The sequence below is a fragment of the Methylobacterium sp. ap11 genome (assembly GCF_900110515.1).
Taxonomy (GTDB): domain Bacteria; phylum Pseudomonadota; class Alphaproteobacteria; order Rhizobiales; family Beijerinckiaceae; genus Methylobacterium; species Methylobacterium ajmalii.
On record NZ_FOEB01000003.1, the window covers coordinates 69,840 to 94,382 of the forward strand.

Annotated in this window: 18 protein-coding genes and 1 other RNA gene; 11 read left to right on the forward strand and 8 right to left on the reverse strand. The window is 72.0% G+C overall.

What is annotated here, in order from left to right:
- Window positions 1–392 precede the first annotated feature (392 nt).
- On the forward strand, window positions 393–2,912 hold the full coding sequence (locus BMX97_RS04910) for a glycogen/starch/alpha-glucan phosphorylase (RefSeq protein WP_091746102.1): 2,520 nt from the start codon (window positions 393–395) through the stop codon (window positions 2,910–2,912).
- Between the two features lie 333 nt (window positions 2,913–3,245).
- Here BMX97_RS04910 and BMX97_RS04915 read toward each other — a convergent pair whose 3' ends face one another.
- Entirely contained in the window at window positions 3,246–4,805 is a 1,560-nt protein-coding gene (locus BMX97_RS04915) for an OpgD/OpgG family glucan biosynthesis protein (RefSeq protein WP_091746105.1), read from the reverse strand.
- 11 nt (window positions 4,806–4,816) lie between these two features.
- Entirely contained in the window at window positions 4,817–4,996 is a 180-nt protein-coding gene (locus BMX97_RS04920; protein ID WP_060850654.1) for a hypothetical protein, read from the reverse strand.
- Window positions 4,997–5,230: 234 nt separating this feature from the next.
- Here BMX97_RS04920 and BMX97_RS04925 point away from each other — a divergent pair, with 234 nt between their 5' ends.
- Window positions 5,231–6,829, forward strand: coding sequence for a gamma-glutamyltransferase family protein (locus tag BMX97_RS04925; RefSeq protein ID WP_091746108.1), 1,599 nt, complete (start codon window positions 5,231–5,233; stop codon window positions 6,827–6,829).
- Window positions 6,830–7,163: 334 nt separating this feature from the next.
- Here the strand turns inward: BMX97_RS04925 and BMX97_RS04930 are convergent, their stop codons facing one another.
- Complete coding sequence (locus BMX97_RS04930) at window positions 7,164–9,032, reverse strand: M3 family oligoendopeptidase (RefSeq protein ID WP_091746111.1); 1,869 nt, start codon at window positions 9,030–9,032, stop codon at window positions 7,164–7,166.
- 318 nt (window positions 9,033–9,350) lie between these two features.
- On the opposite strand from BMX97_RS04930, the gene BMX97_RS04935 reads away from it, so the two are divergent.
- The 3 genes from BMX97_RS04935 (at window position 9,351) to BMX97_RS04945 (ending at window position 15,093) form a co-directional block, all read left to right on the forward strand.
- Window positions 9,351–10,838, forward strand: a complete 1,488-nt coding sequence (locus tag BMX97_RS04935) for a sigma-54-dependent transcriptional regulator (RefSeq protein ID WP_091746113.1) — start codon at window positions 9,351–9,353, stop codon at window positions 10,836–10,838.
- A gap of 239 nt (window positions 10,839–11,077) precedes the next feature.
- Complete coding sequence (locus BMX97_RS04940) at window positions 11,078–13,201, forward strand: L,D-transpeptidase family protein (protein ID WP_091746116.1); 2,124 nt, start codon at window positions 11,078–11,080, stop codon at window positions 13,199–13,201.
- A gap of 356 nt (window positions 13,202–13,557) precedes the next feature.
- Window positions 13,558–15,093 (forward strand): peptidoglycan L,D-endopeptidase MepK, encoded by a 1,536-nt coding sequence (locus BMX97_RS04945; protein WP_244538307.1) that lies wholly within the window; start codon window positions 13,558–13,560, stop codon window positions 15,091–15,093.
- A 33-nt stretch (window positions 15,094–15,126) separates the two neighbouring features.
- Here the strand turns inward: BMX97_RS04945 and BMX97_RS04950 are convergent, their stop codons facing one another.
- From BMX97_RS04950 to fumC, 3 genes are all read right to left on the reverse strand, one after another.
- Window positions 15,127–15,429, reverse strand: coding sequence for a ribbon-helix-helix domain-containing protein (locus BMX97_RS04950; protein WP_091746122.1), 303 nt, complete (start codon window positions 15,427–15,429; stop codon window positions 15,127–15,129).
- A gap of 104 nt (window positions 15,430–15,533) precedes the next feature.
- A complete protein-coding gene (locus BMX97_RS04955; protein WP_091746125.1) occupies window positions 15,534–15,725 on the reverse strand; it encodes a DUF4169 family protein in 192 nt (63 codons plus the stop codon).
- Window positions 15,726–15,802: 77 nt separating this feature from the next.
- Entirely contained in the window at window positions 15,803–17,212 is a 1,410-nt protein-coding gene (fumC, locus tag BMX97_RS04960; RefSeq protein ID WP_091746128.1) for a class II fumarate hydratase, read from the reverse strand.
- 103 nt (window positions 17,213–17,315) lie between these two features.
- Here fumC and BMX97_RS04965 point away from each other — a divergent pair, with 103 nt between their 5' ends.
- Window positions 17,316–18,707, forward strand: coding sequence for a cytochrome P450 (locus BMX97_RS04965; protein ID WP_091746131.1), 1,392 nt, complete (start codon window positions 17,316–17,318; stop codon window positions 18,705–18,707).
- Between the two features lie 123 nt (window positions 18,708–18,830).
- Here the strand turns inward: BMX97_RS04965 and BMX97_RS04970 are convergent, their stop codons facing one another.
- Window positions 18,831–19,490 (reverse strand): SspB family protein, encoded by a 660-nt coding sequence (locus BMX97_RS04970; protein ID WP_091746133.1) that lies wholly within the window; start codon window positions 19,488–19,490, stop codon window positions 18,831–18,833.
- Window positions 19,491–19,534: 44 nt separating this feature from the next.
- Window positions 19,535–19,899: a transfer-messenger RNA gene (gene ssrA, locus BMX97_RS04975) on the reverse strand.
- Between the two features lie 33 nt (window positions 19,900–19,932).
- Between ssrA and BMX97_RS04980 the strand changes: the two genes are divergently transcribed.
- The 5 genes from BMX97_RS04980 (at window position 19,933) to BMX97_RS05000 (ending at window position 24,480) form a co-directional block, all read left to right on the forward strand.
- On the forward strand, window positions 19,933–20,676 hold the full coding sequence (locus BMX97_RS04980) for a CPBP family intramembrane glutamic endopeptidase (protein WP_091746136.1): 744 nt from the start codon (window positions 19,933–19,935) through the stop codon (window positions 20,674–20,676).
- Window positions 20,677–20,834: 158 nt separating this feature from the next.
- A complete protein-coding gene (locus BMX97_RS04985) occupies window positions 20,835–21,629 on the forward strand; it encodes a thymidylate synthase (RefSeq protein WP_060850665.1) in 795 nt (264 codons plus the stop codon).
- 1 nt (window position 21,630) lies between these two features.
- The gene (locus BMX97_RS04990; protein WP_091746139.1) at window positions 21,631–22,125 is read left to right on the forward strand and encodes a dihydrofolate reductase; all 495 of its coding nucleotides are present in this window, start codon (window positions 21,631–21,633) and stop codon (window positions 22,123–22,125) included.
- 208 nt (window positions 22,126–22,333) lie between these two features.
- The gene (gene hflK, locus BMX97_RS04995; protein WP_091746142.1) at window positions 22,334–23,542 is read left to right on the forward strand and encodes an FtsH protease activity modulator HflK; all 1,209 of its coding nucleotides are present in this window, start codon (window positions 22,334–22,336) and stop codon (window positions 23,540–23,542) included.
- Window positions 23,539–24,480, forward strand: coding sequence for a protease modulator HflC (locus BMX97_RS05000; RefSeq protein ID WP_091746145.1), 942 nt, complete (start codon window positions 23,539–23,541; stop codon window positions 24,478–24,480). The genes hflK and BMX97_RS05000 overlap by 4 nt, the downstream gene beginning before the upstream one ends.
- The last annotated feature ends 63 nt before the right edge of the window (window positions 24,481–24,543 follow it).

A 24,543-nucleotide genomic window follows, 5' to 3' on the forward strand; every position in this document is an offset into this window, starting at 1 on the left:
AAGATCGCGGCTCGCCAAGACAGGGGCATGACGCCGACCCGCCGGAAAGAGCGGAAACGGCAGCCCCGAGGCCAGACCGGAGGCGCAACCCTGCCCCGCCGGCTAACTCTTCCCTAGGGGCATCTCCTAACCCTAAGGTCGCAGATGCGGACGGTCTCGGAGGCGTTCACACTCGCTTCAGGCCGGTTCGCCAAAATCAAGTCGCGTTTCCGTGAGACGTGTCGGGACAGCAACACGCGAACAATCGTGTGGTCAAGCTTGATCCTGGCGTCTCGACATCGCCGTTCCACAGCCACACGATGCTGCCGTGGCCGAAGGTTTGCTGCAGAGCACGCGACGCGAGATCGCGCTGCAACAACTGAAGACCTACGGCAAGGAAGGGGGTTCCTCAGGTGCTCAACGATGCTGTTCTGACCGGTCGCCGCCGCGACGAGACCTCGCGGGATGCCGCCGAGGCGCCGCGCTCCTGGATGCCGCAGGCCGCGCCTGCGGTGCCCGCGGGCGACGACGTCACGGTGATGCGCACCGCGATCCTGGCTAAGCTCGCCTACGCGCTCGGCAAGACGCCCGCCACCGCCCGCGACCGCGACTGGTTCGTGGCCACCGCGCTGGCGCTGCGCGACCGGGCGGTCGCCGCCAGCGCCATCTCGGCCGGGATCGTTCCGCCGAAGCGCGTGCACTACCTCTCCCTCGAATTCCTGATCGGCCGCCTGCTCTCCGACGCTATGGGCAATCTCGGCGTCGCCGAGACCGTGCGGGCGGCGCTCGCCGGCCTCGACGTCGACCTCGAGGCGGTGGCCGGCGCCGAGCCCGATGCGGCGCTCGGCAATGGCGGCCTCGGGCGGCTGGCCGCCTGCTTCATGGAGAGCATGGCGAGCCTTGCGATTCCCGCCTACGGCTACGGCATCCGCTACGATCACGGCCTCTTTCGGCAGGTGATCGAGGACGGGGTCCAGCGCGAGGTGCCGGAAACCTGGCTCGCCGAGGGCAACCCCTGGGAGTTCGAGCGGGCGGAGGCCGCCTGCGAGGTCGGTTTCGGCGGCGACGTCGCCATGAGCGTCCAGCCCGACGGCACGCTGCGCCGCGTCTGGCGCCCGGCCGAGACCGTGCGCGCGGTCCCCTACGACACCCCGGTGATCGGTCGCGGCGCCAAGCACGTCAACGCCTTGCGCCTCTGGGCCGCCCGCGCTCCGGAAGCGATCGACCTCGCCCGCTTCAACGCCGGCGACCATGTCGGCGCGGTGGCCGAGCGCGCCCGGGCCGAGGCGATCTCGCGGGTGCTCTACCCGAGCGACGGCACGCCGGCCGGCCAGGAGCTGCGCCTGCGCCAGGAATTCTTCTTCACCTCGGCCTCGCTCCAGGACCTGGTGCGCCGCCACGTCGCCGAGCGCGGCGACCTGCGCTCGCTGCCCGACCACGCCGCGATCCAGCTCAACGACACCCACCCGGCCATCGCCGTGCCGGAGCTGATGCGGCTCCTCGTCGACGTGCACGGCCTGTCCTGGGAGGATGCCTGGCACGTCACCACCCAGACGCTCGGCTACACCAACCACACCCTGATGCCGGAGGCGCTGGAGACCTGGCCGGTGGAGCTGATGGAGCGGCTGCTGCCGCGCCACATGCAGATCATCTACCTGATCAACTGGATGCACCTCGAGGAGGTGTCGAAGCACGGCAGCACGCCCGAGCACCTCGCCGAGGTCTCGCTGATCGACGAGAGCCACGGCAAGCGGGTCCGCATGGGCCACCTCGCCTTCCTGGGCGCGCGCCGCGTCAACGGCGTCTCGGCGCTCCACACCGAGCTGATGCGCCAGACGGTGTTCGCGCCGCTCCACGCCCTCGACACCGACAAGATCGTCAACAAGACCAACGGGATCACCTTCCGGCGCTGGCTCCACAACGCCAATCCGGGCCTGACCGCGCTCGCCGTCGAGGCGGTCGGCGCGAAGGTGCTCGACGATCCCCGCCACCTCGAAGGGCTCGCCGCCTTCGCCGACGATTCCGCCTTCCAGGCCCGCTACGCGGCGGTGCGCCGCGAGCGCAAGGAGGCGCTCGCCCGCGTGGTCGAGGAGCGCACCGGCATCGCCCTCGATCCCGACGCGCTGTTCGACGTCCAGATCAAGCGCATCCACGAGTACAAGCGCCAGCTCCTCAACATCCTGGAGACGGTCGCGCTCTACCAGGCGATCAAGGCCGAGCCGCACCGCGACTGGACGCCCCGGGTCAAGCTCTTCGCCGGCAAGGCGGCGCCGAGCTATACCCAAGCCAAGCTCATCATCCGGCTCGCCAGCGACGTGGCGAAGCGCGTCAACGCCGATCCGGACGTGGCCGGCCGCCTGACGGTCGCCTTCGTGCCGAACTACTCGGTGAGCCTCGCCGAATCGATCATCCCGGCCGCCGACCTGTCGGAGCAGATCTCGACGGCGGGCCTCGAAGCCTCGGGCACCGGCAACATGAAGCTCGCTCTCAACGGCGCGCTCACCATCGGCACGCTCGACGGCGCCAACATCGAGATCAAGGACCATGTCGGTCCCGACAACATCTTCATCTTCGGCCTCGACGCGGCCGGGGTGCAGCGGGTCCAGGCCCAGCCGGGCTACGCCTCGCGGGCCATCGCGGCCTCGGCCCGCCTGCGCGGCGCCCTCGACATGATCGCGGCGGGCGGGTTCTCACCCGGCGAGCCGGGCCGCTTCCGCCCGCTCGTCGACGAGCTGACCCACGGCGACCGCTTCCTGCTCACCGCCGACTTCGACGATTACTGGCGCGCCCAGCGCGAGGTCGACGCGGCCTGGCGCCGGCCCAAGACCTGGTGGAAGTCGGCGATCCTCAACACCGCGCGGACCGCGTGGTTCTCCTCCGACCGGACGATGCGGGAATACGCCGAGGAGATCTGGCGGGTGCGGGTGGTCTGACGCCTTCCGATCCTAAGACGAAAAGAGAAGCCCCGCGGCGCAAGCCGCGGGGCTTCTCTTTTTGGAAGCTATGGTGACGCGCGATCACCGGCTTAGTTTGGTCGAGGCTTAGTGAAGCGCGGGATCCCCTCTCCCGTGTGGGAGAGGGGTAGGGGTGAGGGTGGAGACGGTGCAGCTAGAAGCCTGAACCGTCACGCTGCCAGCACAACGATCAGTGCTTGAACAAGAACCGTAGCACCCTCACGCGGGATCTTCGATCCCCCGACCCCTCTCCCACACGGGAGAGGGGAGACGCGCTCAATCTTTCTTCGATTCTATCAACTCGAATCTGTTTCACGCCGCCGGAATATACTGGTACGTCCAGGTCTCGCTCAGCGTCTCGTCCCCGCGGCGTAGGAACAGCCGCAGCTCGACCGGCTCCGCCCCCGTCACAGCGAGGTCGAACTCGGCGCGCCAGTGGCCCGGCACGTCGTCCGGCACCGCCTCGGTGCGGGCGAGCGGGAAGGTGCCGCGCGACGCGGTGAGGACGGCCTCCGGCTTCACCCCGGCGGGCAGGCGTCCGAGCGGCTCGCCCAAAAACTCGACCACGAACTTGCGCACACCCTTCGGCCGGTCAGTGCCGGCCTGGCCGCCATTGCCCTCGCGGGTGGCGACGACGCGGGCGAGGTTGCTCGGATAGGGCTCGCCCGCGACCCAGTGCAGGCGGTAGGCGAGGTCGTGCGAGGAGCCGGCGCGGGCGGGTTCGGCCGGCACCCACATCGCCACCACGTTGTCGTGGATCTCGTCGTCGGTGGCGTTCTCGACCAGTTGGACGCTGCCCTTGCCCCAGTCGCCGAGCGGCTCGACCCAGAGCGAGGGCCGGCGGTCGTAGTAGACGCCGTCCTGGTAGTGGTCGAACAGGCGGTCGCGCTGCATCAGCCCAAAGCCGCGCGGGCGCTCGTCCGAGAAGGCCGACACCATGGTGCGGGGCGGGTTGCGCAGCGGGCGCCAGATCCGCTCGCCGGTGCCGGTCCACAAAGCCAGCCCGTCCGAATCGTGCACCTCCGGGCGCCAGTCCACGGCGGTGGGCTTGGCGGTCTCGGAGAACCAGTACATCGAGGTCAGCGGTGCCAGGCCGAAGCGGCCGACATCCTTGCGCAGGTGCAGGCTCGCCTCGATGTCCATCACCACCGACTTGGTGCGGCGCATCCTGAAGCGGTAGGCGCCGGCGGCCGAGGGGCCGTCGAGCAGCGCCATCACCGTGACGGTGTCGGAGTCCGCCGCCGGAGTCTCAAACCAGACATGGGTGAAGTCCGGGAACTCCTCGGGGCGGTCCGGCATCACCGTGTCGAGGGCGAGCCCGCGGGCCGAGAGGCCGTACTGATAGAGCTCGCCGATCGCCCGGAAATACGAGGCGCCGAGGAAGGCGACCCAGTCGTTGCGGCGCCAGTCGAGGAGACCGCCGCGGCGCTCCTGGAAGCGAAAGCCCGCAAAGCCCGGATTCGGAGGCAGGCGCCGTGCCGGGGAATCCGCCGGCATCTCGAAGGCGGCCGGATCGTAGACGATCTCGCGGGCCTGGCCGCCCTCGACGACGTGCATCCGCACCGGCTTCTGGAAGTAGCGGCCGAGGTGGAAGAACGTGACCGGGAAGGCGCTCGGGCCGTCGGCCCACAGGGCGTGGTCGGGCTTGAACTTCAGCTTGCCGTGGGCGTCGTAGTCGATCGCCTGCAGCGCGTCGCGGTCGGGAATCGCCGGGGGCGCGTAGGGCTTGGCCGCCATCTCCCGCGCCCGCGCCTTCAGGGCCTCGAAGCCGAAGGGCTCCGGCTTGCCGAGGGGCAGCTGGGCGCTCATCACCTCGGGGCCGGAGGCGAGCAGGAGCGCGGCGCCGGCGAGCAGCGAACGACGGTCGATCATCGGCAGGTGCCCTAGCGGATCGGCTCGATGCTGGTGGCCCGGCGCCAGAGCTGGACCATGATGTAGAGGGCGCAGAGGCTGAACAGCACCATCAGGATGTGGCCGACGGTGTCGCCGAGCTCGAAGATGCCGGCGAGCGCCCAGCCCGCCGCGATGGCCACCGCGAACACCTCGACGCCAACCAGCACCATGATGCTGAGGATGGTGAGGAGGCTGCGGGGCTTGAGGGAAGCTGATGCGGGCACGCGGCCTGACCCTTGTGCTGTGTGGCGGGGCGACGGGCGCGCGAGGCGCCTATCGTTTCATGGCTCCGGGGACTAGCCTGAACCGGCGGCTGCGCGCAACCGCGCGGGCCCCCGGCCGTCGATTTCGTAACGTCATCGCAAGCCGCCCGTCACACGAGCCGAGAGCCGTCCAAACCGCCGATGCCCGAGACCCCCGTCTTCCCCCGCGCCGCCTGCGCGGCTCCCCACCATCTCGCCGCCGAGGCCGGCCGGGCGATCCTCGCCGAGGGCGGCAACGCCGTCGAGGCGATGCTGGCCATGGCGGCGACCATCGCGGTGGTCTACCCCCACATGAACGGTCTCGGCGGCGACGGCTTCTGGTTGATCCGCGGGCCGAACGGCGTCGTGCGGGCGATCGAGGCCTGCGGGCCGGCCGGCAGCCTCGCGACGATCCGGCGCTACCGCGACAAGGACTACGAGACGATCCCCGAGCGCGGGCCTGACGCGGCCCTGACGGTGGCCGGTGCGGTCGGCGGCTGGGCCGTCGCGCACGGGATCGCCCGCGACCTCGGCGGGCGCCTGCCCCTGGACCTGATCCTGTCCGACGCGGGACGCCACGCCCGCGAGGGCGTCGCGGTCTCGGCCTCCGAGGCGCGCTACGTGCCGAAGGAGCTCGACACGCTCCACGACCAGCCGGGCTTCAAGGAGACCTTCCTGGTCGACGGCAAGCCCCCGAAGGCCGGGACGGTGCGGGCGCTGCCGACGCTCGCCGCGACGCTCGAGCAGCTCGGCCATGCCGGGCTCGACGACTTCTACCGCGGTGATATCGGCCGCGAGGTCGCCGCGGACCTGGAGCGGGCCGGCAGCCCGGTCACCCGCGCCGACATCGCGCGCTACCGGGCGGTGTCGCGGGCGCCGTTGTCGCTGAAGCTCTCGGGCGGGACGGTCTACAATTGCCCGCCGCCGAGCCAGGGCCTGGCGGCGCTGATGATCCTCGGCCTCTACGAGCGGCTGGGCGCGATCCGGCCCGAGACGGCGGCGCATTACCACGGCCTGATCGAGGCGACGAAGCGGGCCTTCCGGGTCCGCGACGCGGTGGTGACCGACTTCGACCGCCTGCGCCACGACCCCGCGACCTTCCTCGCGCCGGAGCGCCTGGCGGCCGAGGCCGCGGCGATCCGCATGGACCGGGCCTCGCCCTACCCCGTGCGCCCGGTCGGCGACGGCGACACGGTGTGGATGGGAGCGATCGACGGCAACGGCGTCGCGGTCTCCTACATCCAGTCGGTCTACTGGGAGTTCGGCTCCGGCCTCGTCCTGCCGCGCACCGGCATCACCTGGCAGAACCGCGGCATCGCGTTCTCGCTCGACCCCAAGGCCGTCAACCCGCTGGAGCCGGGGCGGCGGCCGTTCCACACCCTCAACCCGGCCCTCGCCGTGCTCGCCGACGGGCGGGTGCTCTCCTACGGCAGCATGGGCGGCGACGGGCAGCCGCAATTCCAGGCCCAGGTCTTCACCCGCTACGCCAGCTACGGCATGGGCGTCGCCGAGGCGGTGGACGCGCCGCGCCTCCTGTTCGGCCGCACCTGGGGCGCGGACTCGATGACCGTGAAGGTCGAGGACCGGTTCGACTCGGCCTGCATCGCGGCGCTGTCGCGGATGGGCCACGAGATCGAGGAGCTGGGCGGCTCCTACATCGATTCGCTCGGCCATGCCGGCCTGCTGGTGCGCCACCCGGGCAACGGCCGGATCGAGGCGACGCACGATCCGCGCTCGGATGGCGGGGCGGCGGGGGTGTGAGGTGCCCTGAGTTTTCGGCAGCGGTTCCTGCCGTCTTCTCAGGCTCCCTCGACCGACGATCCCCGTATCGTCGGAGATTTTTCGTCCGACCCACACCCTCATCCTGAGGCGTCGGCCCATTGGAGATGGGCTGACCTCGAAGGAGGCCTCCAGCAGGCGCAGAGCTTCCTGGAACCCTCTCCTTCGAGATCGGTCGATCCGCGATCGACCGACACCTCGGGACGAGGCCGCGAGTGGGAGAAGGAGAGGCTTGGCAGCCCTCACCCACCGATCCGCGACCGCGAAACGCGACGCCCGGACCGACGGCCGGGTCACCGGCCGCCTGCCGGCGCCCTCACGCCTCCATCGCCTCCAGCTCGGCGATCATGCCCTCGATCATCGACAGGCCGATCTGCCAGAAGGCCGGGTCGCGGGCGTCCAGCCCGAACGGCGCCAGGAGCTCGCCGTAGGGCCGGCTGCCGCCGGCGGCGAGCAGCGCGAAGTAGCGCTCGACGAAGGCCTCCTCCGCCGCCGGGGCCCCGTTCGCCCCCTGGTAGACGCCGTAGAGCGAGTTCACCAGGCAGTCGCCGAAGGCGTAGGCGTAGACGTAGAACGGCGAGTGGATGAAGTGGGGGATGTAGGCCCAGTAGGGCTCGTAGCCCTCGTCGAGGCGGATCGCCGGCCCGAGGCTCTCGGCCTGGACCGACATCCACAGCTCGCAGATCTTCTCGGCGGTCAGCTCGCCCTCGCGGCGGGCCAGGTGGACCTTGCGCTCGAAGGCGTAGAACGCGATCTGGCGCACCACCGTGTTGATCATGTCCTCGACCTTGGCGGCCAGCATCGCCCGCCGCTGGACCGGGTCGGTGGTGGCCTCCAGCACGCGCCGGAAGGTCAGCATCTCGCCGAACACGCTGGCGGTCTCGGCCAGGGTCAGCGGCGTCGGGGCCATCAGCGCGCCGTTGTGGCCCGCCAGCACCTGGTGGACGCCGTGGCCGAGCTCGTGGGCGAGCGTCATCACGTCCCGCGGCTTGCCCTGGTAGTTGACCAGCACGAAGGGATGGGCGGAGGGCACGGTCGGGTGGGCGAAGGCGCCCGGGGCCTTGCCGGGGCGCACCGGCGCGTCGATCCAGCTGCCGTCGAAGAAGCGCCGGGCGATCTCGGCCATCTTGGGCGAGAAGGCGCCGTAGGCCGACAGCACGGTCTCGCGCGCCTCGGCCCAGGGAATCGTGCGCTGCTCGACCTTCGGCAGCGGCGCGTTGCGGTCCCAGTAGGCCAGGCTGTCGCGGCCGAACCAGCGCGCCTTCAACTTGTAGTAGCGATGCGACAGGCGCGGATAGGCCGCCTGCACGGCGGCGACCAGCGCCTCGACGGTGTCGCGCTCGACCCGGTTGGCGAGGTGGCGGGCATCCGACACGTCGGTGAAGCCGCGCCAGCGGTCGGAGATCTCCTTGTCCTTGGCGAGCGTGTTGGTGATCAGCGTGAACACCCGCAGGTTCGTGCGAAACACGCTGCTGAGCGCGCCGGCCGCGTCCCGGCGTACGGTCTCGTCGGAGTCCTGGAGCTTGTTGAGGGTCGGCTCCAGCGTCAGCTCCTCGCCCCGCAGCGGGAAGCGCAGGGACGCGATGGTCTCGTCGAACAGCCGGTTCCAGGCGGCGCGGCCGGTCACCGACTTCTCGAGGAAGAGCTTTTCCGCCTCGTCGCTGAGCTGGTGCGGCTTCTCGCGGCGGATGTCCTCGAGCCAGGGGCGGTAGCGCGAGAGCGGCGGGTGGGCGGCGGCCGCGTCGACCAGCCGGTCCTCGATCCGGTTGAGCTCCAGGGTGAAGAACAGGAGGTCGCTCGCCGCAGCGGTCAGGCGCTCCTGGGTGTCGCCGTAGAACTTCGCCCTCGCCGGGTCGGTGGTGTCGCCCGAATAGACGAGGCCGGCATAGGACATCAGCCGGCCGAGCCGGTCCTCGATCGCCTCGTAGGCGGCGACCGCGGTGCCGAGCCGGTCGGAGGCGCCGTCGCCGGCGACGAGGTCGGCGACGCGGCCGCGATAGCTCTCGGCGAAGGCCCGGCACTCGGCCTCGGCCTGCGCGAGGTCGGCCGCGAAGGCCGGGTCGTCGAGACCGGCATAGAGGTCCGACAGGTCCCATTCCGGCAGCGGCCCGAGATCGACGGCGCGGGCCGTGGCCTGGGCGGTGCTCAGGGCGCTGTCCGACGGCGCGGCGGCACTCTGGGGCATGGGGGATGTTCCTCTCGGGGCGCGAAGGCGGTGTCGGGCGTGCGCCGGGACATATCGGCTCCCACCGGCCCGCGATCAACCGAGGCGGCGGCGATTGCCGCGCAAGGCCGGCCGGAGCATGGGCCGTGCCGCCGGACGGCCCGCGGGCCGGGAACCGTCCGTTGGCGTTAAGGGCGACTTTACGGTTGTGGCGCAGCATGCGGCTCGAAACGAAACAGTCCCGCGATTCGCGCCGCCCCCTCGCCGGAGCGCGGTGCCGGACACGGAACGAGGACCCGGGCGGCGCGACCCGCCGCCCCGGTCCTCCGAGGAGAGCAGATGACCACCACGGTCCTCATCGTCGACGACGATCCCGTGCAGCGCCGCCTGGCGGAGGCCATGGTGCGGCGCCTCGGGTACGACGCGGCGGTCGCCGAGAGCGGGACCGCCGGGCTCGACGCGCTGCGCGCCCCCGATGCCGGCATCGACGTGGTGCTCCTCGACCTCGCCATGCCGGGCGACCTCGACGGGCTCGGCGTGCTGGCGGAACTCCGCAAGGCCGGGATCGACACGCCGGTCATCGTCCAGACGGCGAACGGCTCGATCGACGCGGTCGTCAACGCGATGCGGGCCGGCGCGGTCGACTTCGTGGTCAAGCCCGCCGGACCGGAGCGGCTCCAGGTCTCGATCCGCAACGCCCTCCAGGTCGACCAGCTCCAGGACGAGATCCGGCGGATGCGCCGGCGGGCGTCGGGCGCCCTGTCGTTCCGCGACCTCACCTCGAAGAGCCCCGACATGGGCCGGGTGATGCGGCTCGCCGAGCGGGCGGCGAAATCGAACATCCCGGTGCTGATCGAGGGCGAGTCCGGCGTCGGCAAGGAGGTGCTGGCGCGCGCGATCCAGGGCTCGGGCGAGCGCCGCGGCAAGCCGTTCGTCACGGTCAATTGCGGGGCGATCCCCGACAACCTCGTCGAATCGACCCTGTTCGGCCACGAGAAGGGGGCGTTCACCGGTGCCACCGAGCGCCATCTCGGCAAGTTCGTCGAGGCCTCGGGCGGCACGCTCTTCCTCGACGAGATCGGCGAACTGCCCCTCGACGCGCAGGTGAAGCTCTTGCGCGCGCTGCAGGAGGGCGAGGTCGATCCGGTCGGCGGGCGCAAGAGCGTGCGGGTCGACATCCGGCTGATCTCGGCGACCAACCGCTCGCTCCTCGACCTTGTGAAGCAGGGCCGCTTCCGCGAGGACCTGTACTACCGCCTCAACGTCTTCCCGATGACCCTGCCGCCCTTACGGGCCCGGCGCGAGGACATCCCGGACCTCGCCCGCTCGTTCTGCGCCCGGTTCGCGGCCGAGGAGGGCAAGCGGGTCCGCGGCATCGCCGCGGAGGCGATGGCACTGATCACCCGCTACGACTGGCCCGGCAACGTGCGCCAGCTCGAGAACGCGCTGTTTCGCGCCGTGGTGCTCGCCGACGGCGACGAGCTGACGATCGCGGAATTCCCGCAGATCGCCGCCCAGGTCCAGGGCTTCGACGTGCGCATCCCCGCGGCGCCCGCTTCCCCCGAGCCCGGCACCGCGCCGGCCCCGGTGCGCGAGATCGTCCGGGTCGAGGTGCGCGACCCCCACGCCCTCTCCCTCGTCGCCGAGGAGACCGGCGAGATGAAGACGATGGAGGGGCTGGAGGGTGAGATCATCCGCTATGCCCTGCAATTCTATCGCGGGCGAATGTCCGAGGTGTCGCGCCGGCTCGGCATCGGCCGCTCGACCCTCTATCGCAAGTTGAAGGAACTCGGCCTCGACGACGAGAAGGCGGAAGACGCCGCCTGATTCTGCCGTTCGGTCCGAAGAAAACCGCATTTGACGGGCTCTGGGCTCTCCTGCCGGGGGAGCGCGAGCGATGTCGCGCGGTGAACACTGTCGCGTGCCGTGGCGCACGTCGTGCACGAGGCCGGGCGGCATTCCGACCGGGTGTGGCAGCCATGCGATGGTGCGACCTGCACCGACGTGCTGACTGATCGAGTTATCCAGCGTGGCCGCTCCCCGGCCGCAGCTTCGAGGAGAGGACCATGGCTCCCAAGCGCAGGACCGGCCGGAATGTCGGCGCAGCGGCGACCCTCGCGGTGCTGCTGGCGGCCCAGCCCGGCCAGCCGGGCGCACGGGCCGAGGGCGTCGCCGCGGTGGCGACGACCGGCGAGGCCGCCGCGAGCGCGGCCGCGCCGCCCCCCGCGGTCACCACGATCCCGGACAGGGCGGCCGCCGCGAGCCCGCCCGAGGCCGCGTTCCCGAAGGCCGAGGCTCCGAAGGTCGAGACCTCCAAGGTCGACTTGCCCAAGGTCGAGGCCCCCAAGCCCGACCTGACCAGGGCCGCGACCGCCGCGGTCTCGCCCGAGGCCGTGCCGGCGACGCCGCCGGCCGCCGCGAGCCCGCCCGCTCCCGAGGCGCCCGCGGCCCCGGCGGAAGCCGCGGCGCCCGCCCTGCCGCCGCCCGCCCCCGGCGACCCGGTGGCCGAGGTGGTGGCGGCGCGCCTCGCCGACCCGGCCTTCACACTGATCCGCCGCCTCAACGCGAAGCAGCGCGAGGCGATGCAGGCCTTCTACGCGCTCGGTGCCTTCAAGGCGGTCTGGCTGACCGAGAGCGGCTGGTCCGACGCCGCCAAGGCGGTGATCGCCCGGCTGCAGGCGGCGGGCGAGGACGGGCTCGACCCTCTCGCCTACCCGATCCCGCTCCTCGATCCGCCCCACGCCACGGCGGCGGACCGGGCCGAGGCCGACCTGAAGCTCTCGGCGGCGGCGGTGCTCTACGCCCGCGACGCCCGCGGCGCGCGCCTCGAGCCGTCGCGCCTGTCGCGCTTCATCACCCCGAAGCTCGACCTGCCCGGGGCCGACGCGGTGCTGACCCGGCTCACCCCGGCCGGGACGAATGCCGGCGCCCTGCTCCAGACCTACAACCCGGCGCAGCCCGGCTACCTCGCCCTCAAGGCCAAGCTCGCCTCCCTGCGCGCCCAGCAGCCGAACCGCGCCGTGCCGATGGTGCGCCTGCCCAAGGGCCCGGCGCTCAAGGCCGGCATGCGCGACGCGCGGGTGCCGCTGATCCGCGCCCGCTTCGGCCTGACCGGCGCCCAGGACGCAACCGCCTACGACGAGGGCGTGGCGACCGCGGTGGCGAGCTTCCAGCGCCAGCGCGGCCTGAAGGCGAGCGGCGTCCTCGATCCCGCCACCGTGGCGGCCCTCGCCGGCCCGAGCCCGGACCGGCAGGAGGCCGACCTCCTCGCCAACATGGAGCGCTGGCGCTGGCTGCCGGCCGATCTCGGCCGCACCCACGTCTTCGTCAACATTCCCGAATACAAGGTGCGGGTGATCCGCGACGGCCGCGTCCTCGACGAGGCCCGGGTCATCGTCGGCAAGCCGGATTCCCCGACCCCGATCTTCTCCGGCGAGATGACCTACGCGGTGGTCAACCCGTCCTGGACGGTGCCGCCCTCGATCCTCAAGAGCCAGTTCCTGCCGGGGCTGGCCCGCGACCCGAACTACGCGGCGCGCCTCGGCTACCAGGTGGTCAAGCGCGGCAACGGCATCGCCATCCGGCAGCCGCCGGGCGAGCGCAACGCGCTCGGCTTCATCAAGTTCATGTTCCCCAACGACCACGCGGTCTACCTGCACGACACGCCGAACCGCACGCTGTTCTCCCGCTCCGAGCGGGCGCTGAGCCACGGCTGCGTGCGCGTCGACGACCCCTTCCGCTTCGCCCAGGTGGTGCTCGGGCCGCGCTGGCCGACCGAGCGGCTGAAAGGCCTGATCGGCAAGGGCGAGCGTACCGTGATGCTGCCCGAGAAGATCCCGGTGCATCTGGCCTACTTCACCCTGGAGGCCGACGGGACCGGCGCGCTGCGCAGCCTGCCGGACCTCTACGGCGTCAACGCCCGGGTGAAGGTGGCGCTCGGCCTCTCGAACGAGGCGCTGCCGCCCGAGGCCGGCCACAAGCCGAAGGTCGCCAAGCCCGCCGGGACGCCGTCCGGCGCGCCCGCCGCCGCACCGCGCCGAGACCGGGACGTAGCGCAGCACCAGGCCGCGCCGCGCCCGGCCCCGCGCCGCCCGGTCGCCACCGCGACCGAACCGCAGGAGCCCGCCGTGGTGCAGCCGGCCCCGGACTATTTCGGCGAGACCGGGGCGATCCGCCGAGGCTGGTGGTAGGGGCCGCGGGCCCCGTCCACGCCATTCCTCCCCTGCTCCGGGCCGCTCGCGCGGCCCGCGACGGCCGGCCGCGATCCCGTCCCGGGGTCGCGGCCGCGCGCGTGCCGAGCCCTCGCGCATCCATCCCGCACGGAAACGTGAAGCGGGGCCGATTTTCGCCACGGTTACGACTTAGCGCTCTTCGGGTCCTGTCGCGGGGACCCGCTAACCCTTTGTTTACGGTTCTCGGCAACCCTGCGTTCACCATGTGGGCCCGTCGGCCCGAGTGAGGATGAGGGATCGTGCGAGCGCTCAAGCGTGCCGGCCGCGGGGCGGCCGACCCGACCCGGGGATCCCGCTCCTGCCGCCGCGCCGCGCTGGCGCTGGTCGCCTGCCTGGGCACCGTGCTCGGCTCGACCAGCGGCACGCAGGACGCGGTCGCCAACGGCGATACCCGAACGATCTCGATCTTCCACGAGCACACCAAGGAGAGCGCCGCGATCACGTTCAAGCGTGACGGACGCTACGACCGGGCCGCCCTGGAGCAGCTGAACTGGCTTCTGCGCGACTGGCGCCTCGACGAGCCGACCAAGATGGACCCGCGCCTGTTCGACGTGGTGTGGGAGGCCCACCGCGCCGTCGGCTCGCAGGACGCCATCCACGTCGTCTCGGCCTACCGCTCGCCCCAGACCAACGCCGCCCTGCGCCGCCGCTCCCGCGCGGTGGCCGAGCACAGCCAGCACATGCTCGGCAAGGCGATGGACTTCTACCTCGCCGACGTCTCGATCGACCGGATCCGGGCGATCGGCATGCAGATGCAGCGCGGCGGCGTCGGCTGGTACCCGCAGGCCAACAGCCCGTTCGTCCACCTCGACGTCGGCTCGGTGCGCTCCTGGCCGCGGATGAGCCACGACCAGCTCGCCCGCCTCTTCCCCGACGGCCGCACCGTCCACCTGCCGGCCGACGGCCGGCCGATGCCGGGCTACGAGATGGCCAAGGCGGAGATCCTCTCCCGCGGCGGCACCGTGATGGGCGTCAACCAGGCCATCGCCGCGGCGGACGAGGAGGACAGCCCGAACGTCGTCGGCCAGTTCTTCGCGATGCTGTTCGGCGGCGCCAAGCCCGCCGCCGCCCCGCCGCCCGCACCGGTGGTGCTGTCCTCGCGCTCCGGCCGGGTCCGCCCGGTGGCGCTCGCGAGCGCCCAGCCGGACGAGGCTGCCAGCCGCACCGCCATGGCCTATGCCGACGCGGCGGCCCCGAGCGCCCTCATGCCGGAGGCGGCTCCCCGCCAGGCCGCCCTGCGCGTGCCGGAGCCGGTCGCGCCGCAGGAGGCGCCCGCCGCGGCGGCAGCGCCCGACGCGACGAGCGGCGCCGCCGAGCCCGAGGCCCCCGAGGCGCCGGAGAAACCCGAGAAGCCGCGCCTCGCCACGGCGCCGCTGCCGCCCCGGCGGCCGTCCGAATTCGCCGGCCCGGCGCCGACCGCGATCGCGGCGGCGACCCCGACGACCGCGCTCGCCGCCGCCCTCGTCTCGGTGCCGCTGCCCCCGGCGCGACCCGCCTCGATCCACGTCGCCTCCGCCGACGCCGATCCGGCGGTCCTGGGCGCCATGCTCCGCCCGCGCCTCGGCGCGGTGCCGTCGATCAGCCCGTCCTTCGCAATGCCGAAGGTCGGCGCCGACGGCAAGATGCAGATGCGGGCCCTGTTCAGCGCCGGCGCCCCGGTCTCGCCGCCTGCCAAGGGGGCTGCGGCCCACCCGCCCGTCCACGTCTCGCAGAAGGTCCAGCGCGGCGCCCCGCCCGCCGGCCTCGTCGCCGCCCCGGCCGGCAAGGTCGCCACCCGCTTCCGCCGCGACGCGACGGACGAGACCACGAAGACCGGCAGCTTCAGCGGATCCGCGACCGGCCGGCGCTGACGGCCGGCACGGCCGCAGGGGCGAAAGGCGGGATCACCCGCGGACCGGCTGGGCCTCACGCCGGATGTCCGCCGGCCCGACCGAACCCTCGCCGGGCCACACCGCCCGCAGGACGAAGACCCGGATCGCCGAGGACAGGTTCTGCTCGCCCCGCTCGGCGTCGATCCGCCCGACCAGCGCCTGGATAGACAGGCCGCGGGCGGCCGCGAGCCGCCGCAGGGCCTCCCAGAACGCCGCCTCGAGGGAGACGCTGGTGCGGTGGCCGGCGATGACGAGGGAGCGCTTGAGCAGGCCGCCCTCGGGCAGGCGATCCGGCGGCGGGCCATCCGGGTCCATCCCCGCGGGGTCGTCCTCCGGGCGCGCAGGGGGCGAACCGCCCTCCGGGCGCACACCTCTCGGGTCGCCCTCCGGGCTGATGCCCCTCGGACCGCCCTCCGGGCTCATGCCTCGCCGTCGGGCGTCTTCAGCCGGTGGCCTTCATGGCGGGCGGTCTCCAGGCTCTTGCGGGCCTCCTCGCGGGTCTTCGCCGCCTTGGGGCGGCCGAAGACGACGCGGTTCTCCGCCGCCTGCGCGTCCTTGGCGGCGCGCTCGCGGGCCTTGCGGACCTGCTTCAGGTTGATGATCTCGGCCATGCCCGATCCTCCGCGCCCCCATGGTGGAAACGCCCCGCGCGGCCGGAAAGCTGCGCGGGGCGGATGTCAAATTGGGGTTATTCGGCGCTCGGCGCCAGCATGTCCTCCGGCCGCACCACTGCGTCGAACTGCTCCTCGGTGACGTAGCCGAGGCGCAAGGCCTCCTGCTTCAGCGTGGTGCCGTTCTTGTGCGCGGTCTTGGCGATCTCGGCGGCCTTGTCGTAGCCGATCGAGGGCGCCAGCGCGGTGACGAGCATCAGCGAGCGGCTCATCAGGTCGGCGATGCGATCGTGGTTCGGCTTGATGCCGACGACGCAGTTGTCGGCGAAGCTCACCGCGGCGTCGGCGATGAGCCGCACCGATTGCAGCACCGCGTTGGCGATCACCGGCTTGTAGACGTTGAGCTCGAGGTGGCCCTGGCTGCCGGCCATCGACACGGTGGTGCCGTTGCCGATCACCTGGCAGCACACCATCGTCAGCGCCTCGGCCTGGGTCGGGTTGACCTTGCCGGGCATGATCGACGAGCCGGGCTCGTTCTCCGGCAGCGAGATCTCGCCGAGGCCCGAGCGGGGCCCCGAGCCCATCAGCCGGATGTCGTTGGCGATCTTGAACAGGCCGCTCGCCAGCGCGTTGAGCGCGCCCTGCGTGAACACCAGGGCGTCGTGGGTCGCCAGCGCCTCGAACTTGTTCTCGGCCGAGGTGAAGGACAGCCCGGTCAGCTCCGCCACCTTGGCGGCGAATTTTTCCGCGAACTCGGGATGCGCGTTGAGGCCGGTGCCGACCGCGGTGCCGCCCTGCGCCAGCGCCAGCACGCCCGGCAGGGTCGCGCCGACGCGGGCGCCAGCGAGCGCCACCTGCGCGGCATAGCCGGAGAATTCCTGGCCCAGCGTGACCGGGGTCGCGTCCTGCAGGTGGGTGCGGCCGATCTTGACGATCTCGGCGAAGTCCTTCGCCTTGGCGTCGAGGGCGCCGTGCAGGTGCCGGAGCGCCGGCATCAGCCGGTCGTTGATCTCGCGGGCCACCGCGATGTGCATCGCGGTCGGGAAGACGTCGTTCGAGGACTGGCCGCGGTTGACGTGGTCGTTGGGATGCACCGGCGACTTGCCGCCGCGCTGACCGCCGAGACGCTCGTTGGCGAGGCTGCCGATGACCTCGTTGGCGTTCATGTTCGACTGGGTGCCCGAGCCGGTCTGCCAGACCACAAGCGGGAACTCGTCGTCGTAGCGTCCCTCGACCACCTCGGCGGCCGACGCCGCGATGGCCTCGGCCAGCTTCGGATCGAGCACGCCGAGGTCGCGGTTCACCAGCGCCGCGGCCTGCTTGACGAGGCCCAGCGCGTGGACGAGCGGCGCCGGCATCCGCTCGGTGCCGATGCGGAAGTTCTGGATCGAGCGCTGGGTCTGGGCACCCCAGTAGCGGTGCGCCGGGACTTCGATCGGCCCGAACGTGTCGGATTCCGTGCGGGTGGTTGTCTCGGTCGGCGACATCTTGGCCTCTTTGGCGGTGCGAAACGGCGCCTACTTAAGCCATGAGCGGCGATTGCGCGATGCCCCGGCACGCCCCGAATCACGCCACGCCCAAGGAGTCCGGATGACCTCCCCCGCGGCGGCCGCGGCCGCCCCCTTCCGTCCCGCCGTGCCCCGCCCGCGGACCGAGCCGATGGGGCTGTTCAGCTTCCTGCGCGCGGCGCGCGCCAACCCGCTGACCACCTGGTACGAGGAGCACTTCGAGAAGCCGATCGTCACCGGCGAGGGGGCGCTCGGCCGGGTCACGGTGGTGAGCGAGCCCTCGGCGATCCGCCACGTGATGGTCGACAACGCCGCCAACTACCGCAAGGACGACCTGCAGCGCCGGGTGCTGGCGCCGGGCCTCGGCAACGGGCTGCTGACCGCGGAGGGCGACGAGTGGCGCCTGCAGCGGCGCACCCTCGCGCCGATCTTCTCGCCCCGCCACGTCGCCCGCTTCGAGGCGCCGATGGCGGAGGCCGCCGCCCGCCTCGCCCGCCGGCTCAAGCGCCGGGACGGCCAGAGCGTCGATGCGGGCCTCGAGATGACCCGGGTCACCCTCGACGTCCTGGAACGCACGATCTTCACCCACGGCCTCGCCCGCGAGCCCGACGCGCTCGGGCGTGCCATCACCCGCTACTTCGAGGCGCTCGGGCCGATCGACCCGCTCGACGTGTTCGGCATGCCCGACTGGCTGCCGCGGATCGGCCGGCTCAAGGCGCGGCCGGCCTTGCGCTTCTTCGCCGAGGTGGTGGACGAGCTGATCGAGCGCCGTCGCGCCCTCGTCGCCTCCGGCGAGGAGGCGCCGCACGACCTCCTGACGCTCCTTCTCCAGGCGCAGGATCCCGAGACCGGCCGCGGCCTCTCCGACCTCGAGGTGCGGGCCAACATCGTCACCTTCATCGGCGCCGGTCACGAGACCACCGCCAACGCCCTGACCTGGACGCTCTACTGCCTGTCGCAGGACGAGACGGCGCGCGAGGCGGTCGAGGCCGAGATCGACGCGGCCTTCGCCGAAAACCCGGCCCCGGGCCTGGACGCCCTGCCCCGCACCAAGGCCGCGCTGGAGGAGGCGATGCGCCTGTTTCCGCCGGTGCCGTTCATGAGCCGGCAGGCGCTGGCCGAGGACCGGATCGGCCGGATCAAGATCCCGCGCGGCTCGCTGGTGACGGTCGCCCCCTACGTGCTCCACCGCCACCGCCGGCTGTGGGACGAGCCCGACGCCTTCATCCCCGAGCGCTTCCTGCCGGAGAACCGTGCCCGGATCGACCGATACGCCTACCTGCCGTTCGGGGCCGGCCCGCGGGTCTGCATCGGCGCGAGCTTCTCGGTGATGGAGGCGACCCTGGTGCTCGCCCACGTCCTGCACGCCGTGCGCCTCGACCGGGCGCCGGAGGCCGGGCCGGTGGTGCCGCTGCACCGGGTGACGCTCCGGCCGCAGGACGGCCTGCGGATGCGGGTGACGGCGCGGGGGTGAGGCGCACCGGAGGCGGGCCAATGCACAAAGCCGTTCGGAGGCCGATGAAGACGGCCTCCGAACGGCTTTGATGTAAGGCGAAGGGAGCGAGCGGGGGGCTGGAACGTCGCCCGGCCGTTCGGCTCAGCTCTTCTTGCGGAACGCGTCCAGGCTAACGACGGAGGCCCCCTCCTGAGGGGCGTCGGTCCGCTCGGCGGCCTCGTCGGGCTTGGCCTCGCCGCCATCCGTCTCGTCGTTGCCCGCGCCGTCCTTGGCCTTGGCCTCGGCTTTGAGGTCGATCTTGGCGGCCGGCAGGATCTTCGGCACGTTGCTGCCGAGCGCCGGGACCTTCGGCAGGGACTCGCTCGGCTCCGAGCCGGCGCCGCGGATCGCCCTCAGGGGCGAGGGAGCAGGGGTGGGTGCCGCATCCTCGGCGGTCGCGGTACCATCGTTCAGCTCGAACTTGAGGCCGAACTGCACCGACGGATCGAAGAAGCCGGTCACCGCCTCGAACGGCACCAGCAGCCGCTCCGGCACGCCCGAGAACGAGAGCCCGACCTCGAAGGTGTGCTCGGTGACGCCCAGGTCCCAGAACTGGTGCTGGAGGACGATCGTCATGTCCTGCGGGTACTTTTCCCGCAGGCGCTGCGAGACTCGCACGCCGGGATAGTCGGTCCGGAACGAGACGTAGAAATGGTGCTCGCCGGCCAAGCCGTCGCGCGCCGCATCGCCCAGAACCTTGCGCACGACGTTGCGCAGGGCATCCTGCACCAGGAGATCGTAGCGAATCAGATCGTCTGCCATCAACCGTTGCCTGGCGCCGCATCGCTCGCGGGAAGAGAATTCGAAGTGGAGGCTTCTGTTGCCAGGTGCCTCCGAACCCCGCCTATTCGGTGCTACCCGGTAGGACTTCGTTTGGTATTGGGGACCGCTTACGCGGCCACCGCCACCGGAGCAAAGTTGTCGTTGGCAACTATTGCATTGGCCCGATAACGGCGGAACCATGCCGAGCGAAAGCTCAACCTTTACGCCCTCGTCGATCCTATTTCGCCCCCGCCGAAGCCCGAACCGAACGGGCCGTTCCGGGCTTGGGTGGAGGCGCCGGGTACCGCCCCCGGGTCCGATAGGTTTATTCCGAAGAACGTTTATCGCCATAGCCGGCCTCGCGACCGGCAAGGCGAATATAGGGGGTTCCGTGCCGCTTTTGAAGCCCGCCCCGCACCATTCTGCGTCCGTTTCGCAAAGCGTGGCTCCGGCGCCCGGAAATGCTCCCCCGAACCCCGGCGGCGGACCCCGCCGGGCCTGGGCCGTCGCGGCGGCGATCCTGCGGGCGCTGCTACTCCAGCTCGCCGCGTTCGGCCTCGTTCTCGGCGCGCTCGCCCTCGCCCGGCGCCTGCCGTCCCCGCCGCCCGGCCTGCTGCCGTTCCCGTCCCTCACCGGGGCCGAGCGGGCGGCGCTCGCCCTCACGGTGCTGCCGCCGGCCGCCCTGGCGCTCCTCGTGCTGGCCGCCGCCCGGTTCTCCCCGGGGAGGATCGGCTTCGCCCGGCCGGCGCTGCCCCGGCGCGCGGTGCTCCTGCTGATTCTCTGGCCGCCGCTCCAGGTCGCCTGGACGGCGGGCCTCCTGCTCCTGTCGGGGGCTGTGCCGGTCCGGGCCTGGCGCCTGTCGCCGTTCCTCACCGGCGAGGTCTTCCTGGCCTGGACGCTGTGGCTGGTGGTGCTGGCGCCGCTCGCCGAAGAGATGCTGTTTCGCGGCGACCTCTTCTCGCGCCTGCGCGCCCTCCTGCCGCCGGTCGCCACGGTCGCGGTCGGCGCCCTGGTCTTCGGGCTCTGCCACGCCGAGCGCGGCCTGCTCCAGCCGGTCTCGGTCCTGCCCCTCGGGCTGGCGCTCGGCGCGATGCGGCTGTGGACCGGCAGCCTGTGGCCCTGCATCGCGCTCCACGCGCTCAGCAACGGCGCCGTGGTGCTGGCGCGGGTGTGGAGCACCGGCTGAATCCGCCGCCGCGCGTCTCACGCCCGGGCCGGCGACGCGCTATCCTGCTCCATCACGCGGCCGGGCCGGGAACCGTTCCTCCACCGACGCATCGACACAGAGGGGTTTCTCGAGCGCCGCGCGGCGCCCCGAATCCTCTCTCCACGCGGAAGCCCGCCATGCGCCCCTACCACGCCCTCCTCCAGCGCATCCTCGACGACGGCGTCGAGAAGCAGGACCGCACCGGCACCGGCACGCTCTCGGTGTTCGGGCACCAGATGCGGTTCGACCTCGCCGAGGGGTTTCCCCTCGTGACGACGAAGCGGCTGCACCTGAAGTCGATCATCCACGAGCTCCTGTGGTTCCTCGCCGGCGACACCAACGTCGCCTACCTGCAGGCGAACGGGGTGACGATCTGGGACGAGTGGGCCGACGAGCACGGCGACCTCGGCCCGGTCTACGGCCGGCAGTGGCGCTCCTGGGCCAAGCCGGACGGCGGCAGCGTCGACCAGATCGCCTGGGTGCTCGACGAGATCCGCCGCAACCCGGATTCGCGCCGCCTCGTCGTCTCGGCCTGGAACCCGGCCGACCTCGACCGGATGGCGCTCGCGCCCTGCCACTGCCTGTTCCAGTTCTACGTCGCCGACGGCCGGCTCTCGCTCCAGCTCTACCAGCGCTCGGCCGACGTGTTTCTCGGCGTGCCGTTCAACATCGCGTCCTACGCGCTCCTCACCCACATGATGGCGCAGGTGCTCGACCTCACCCCCGGCGACTTCGTCCACACGCTGGGCGATGCGCACCTCTATTCCAACCACGTCGCGCAGGCCCGCGAGCAGCTCTCCCGCGAGATCCGCCCACTGCCGCGCCTGCGCCTCGACCCGTCGGTGCGCTCGCTGTTCGATTACCGCTACGACGACATCGCCATCGAGGGCTACGACCCGCACCCGGCGATCAAGGCACCGGTGGCCGTCTAGGATGTCCCCTCCCCTCGTCACCCTGATCGTCGCGGTCGCCCGGAACGGCGTCATCGGCCGCGACAACACGCTGATCTGGCGCCTGCGCAGCGACCTCCGCCGCTTCCGCGCCCTGACCATGGGCAAGCCGGTGGTGATGGGCCGCAAGACCTGGGACTCGATCGGCCGGCCGCTGCCGGGGCGGCGGGTGATCGTGATGACCCGCGACCCCGCCTGGACGGCGCCCGGCGTGGAGCGGGCGGCGAGCCTCGACGACGCCCTGCGGCTCGCCGGGCCGGTCGAGGAGGTGATGGTGGCGGGCGGCGGCGAGATCTACGCGCTGGCCCTGCCGCGGGCCGGGCGCATCCAGCTCACCGAGGTCGATACGGCGCCGAACGGCGACGCGCGCTTCCCCGAGATCCCCGGCGACTTCCGCGAGGTCGCGTCCGAGGCCCACCCGGCCGGCCCGGAGGACGAGCACGCCTTCCGGTTCGCGACGTTGGAACGGCACGTCTGAGACGATCCGGCCATCTCAATTCCGCGGGTGCGGCGATGGTACTCCCGCGGCGGCGCACAAACCTTGAGAATTGGAGCGGGGCCGGAGGTTGCTTTCGCGTGGGGCTCGTCCGATATCGCAAGGGAGCGAGTACCAGAGTGATGCGAGTGCCGTGCGGGACGCGAGAGACAGCGCGGGGCGTGCCGGCCGGGAAAGGACGTGGGCGAGCATGCCTTGGAGCAATCAGAGCGGCGGTAGCGGCGGCGGCGGCAACGGGGGTGGTCCCTGGGGCAACCGCGGCGGCAATGGCGGCGGCCCCTGGGGCGGCGGCTCGGGCGGCGGTGGCGGCGGCGGCCCGTGGGGCGGCGGGGGATCGGGCGGCGGCAACCAGCCGCCGGACCTCGAGGACCTACTGCGCCGCAGCCAGGACCGCCTGCGCAACCTGATACCCGGCGGCGGCTCGGTCGGCGCCAAGGGCGCGGCCCTGGCGGTGCTGGTCGTGCTGGCGCTCTGGCTGATGACCGGCTGGTACACGGTGCTGCCCAACCAGGTCGGCATCAACACGGTGTTCGGCCGCTACACCGGCCAGTCCGGCGAGGGCCTGCGCTACAACTTCCCCTACCCGATCGGCGCCGTGGTCAAGCCGAATGTCGGCGAGTCGCGCAGCATCCAGGTCGGCTACCGCTCGGGCGTCGGCGCCCAGCGCTCCCGGGACGTGCCCGAGGAGAGCCTGATGCTGACGGGCGACGACAACATCGTCGACATCGACTTCGACGTGCAGTGGCGCGTCAACCCGGCCAAGGCCGAGGACTTCGTGTTCAACCTCCAGAACCCCGAGGGCACCATCAAGTCGGTGGCCGAGAGCGCGATGCGCGAGGTGGTGGGCCGTCGCCAGATCCAGGCGATCCTGACCACCGAGCAGTCGAGCGTGGCGCAGGAGGTGCAGCAGATCATCCAGAAGGCGCTCGATTCCTACGGCGCCGGCGTGCTGATCAACGTGGTCCAGCTCCAGGGCGTGAGCCCGCCCGTCGAGGTGCGCCAGGCCTTCGTCGACGTGAACGCGGCCCAGCAGGACGCGGCCCGCGCCCGCAACGAGGCCGAGACCTATGCCAGCCGGATGGTGCCCGAGGCCCGCGGCCGCGCCGCGCAGGCGGTGCAGCAGGCCGAAGCGTTCAAGTCCCAGGCCACCGCCGAGGCGACCGGCCAGGCGCAGCGCTTCCGCGAGGTCTACGAATCCTACAAGCTCGCGCCCGCGGTCTCCCGCGAGCGCATGTTCCTCGACACGATGGAGAAGGTTCTGGGCGGCGTGAACAAGGTGATCATCGACCAGGGCGCCACGGCGGGCGCCGGCGCTGCCGCCGCCGGCGTGGTGCCGGTCCTGCCGCTGCAGGAATTCACTACCCGTCCCGGCATCTCGGCCCAGGGGAGCGCCCGATGAACGGCAACGCCCTCCGCACCGGCCTCGTCGTCCTCGGCGCCCTCGTCCTGGTGGTGATCTACGCCTCGGCCTTCACGGTCGGGCAGACCCAGCAGGCCCTGGTGCTGCAGTTCGGACGGGTGCGCACCGTGCTGAACCAGGCCGGCACCGACAAGCCGGGCCTGTACTTCAAGGTTCCGTTCCTCGAAAGCGTCACGATGTTCGAGAAGCGGCTGCTCGACCTCGACCTGCCGGTGCAGACCGTGCTGTCGGCCGACCGCCAGAACCTCGAGGTCGACGCCTTCGCCCGCTACAAGATCATCGATCCGCTGCGCTTCTACCAGGCGGTGAACAACATCCAGGTCGCCAACCAGCGCCTGGGCAGCTTCACCAACGCGGCGATGCGCAACGTGCTCGCCAGCGCCTCGCGGGACGCCATCGTGCGCACCCAGCGCGAGGCACTGATGAACCGCATCCAGGAAGAGGTGAACCGGCAGGCGAAGAACCTCGGTATCGAGATCGTCGACCTGCGCCTGACCCGCGTCGACCTGCCGGCGGCGAACTCGCAGGCGGTCTACCAGCGGATGCGCACCGAGCGCGAGCGCGAGGCGGCGGATCTGCGCGCCAACGGCGCCCAGGTGGCGGCGACCATCAAGGCGCGGGCCGACCGCGACGTGACGGTTCTGCTCGCCGAGGCCAACCAGAAGGCGGACCAGCTCCGCGGCCAGGGCGAGGCGGACCGCAACCGCATCCTCGCCGAGGCCTTCGGCCAGGATCCGGACTTCTTCGCCTTCTATCGCTCGATGCAGGCCTACGAGAAGGGCCTGACCGGGCCCGACACGCGACTGGTGATCAGCCCCGGCTCGGAGTTCTTCCGCTACTTCAACGACCCGCAGGGCCGGGCCCGGCCCGCCGCGGCCCAAGCCCCGGCTCAAGCCCCGGCACAAGCCGGCCAGTGATCGGCCGGAACCCCGTGCGGGACCGGCTCGACCTGTGACGACATCCAGCGCCCCGCCTCGGCG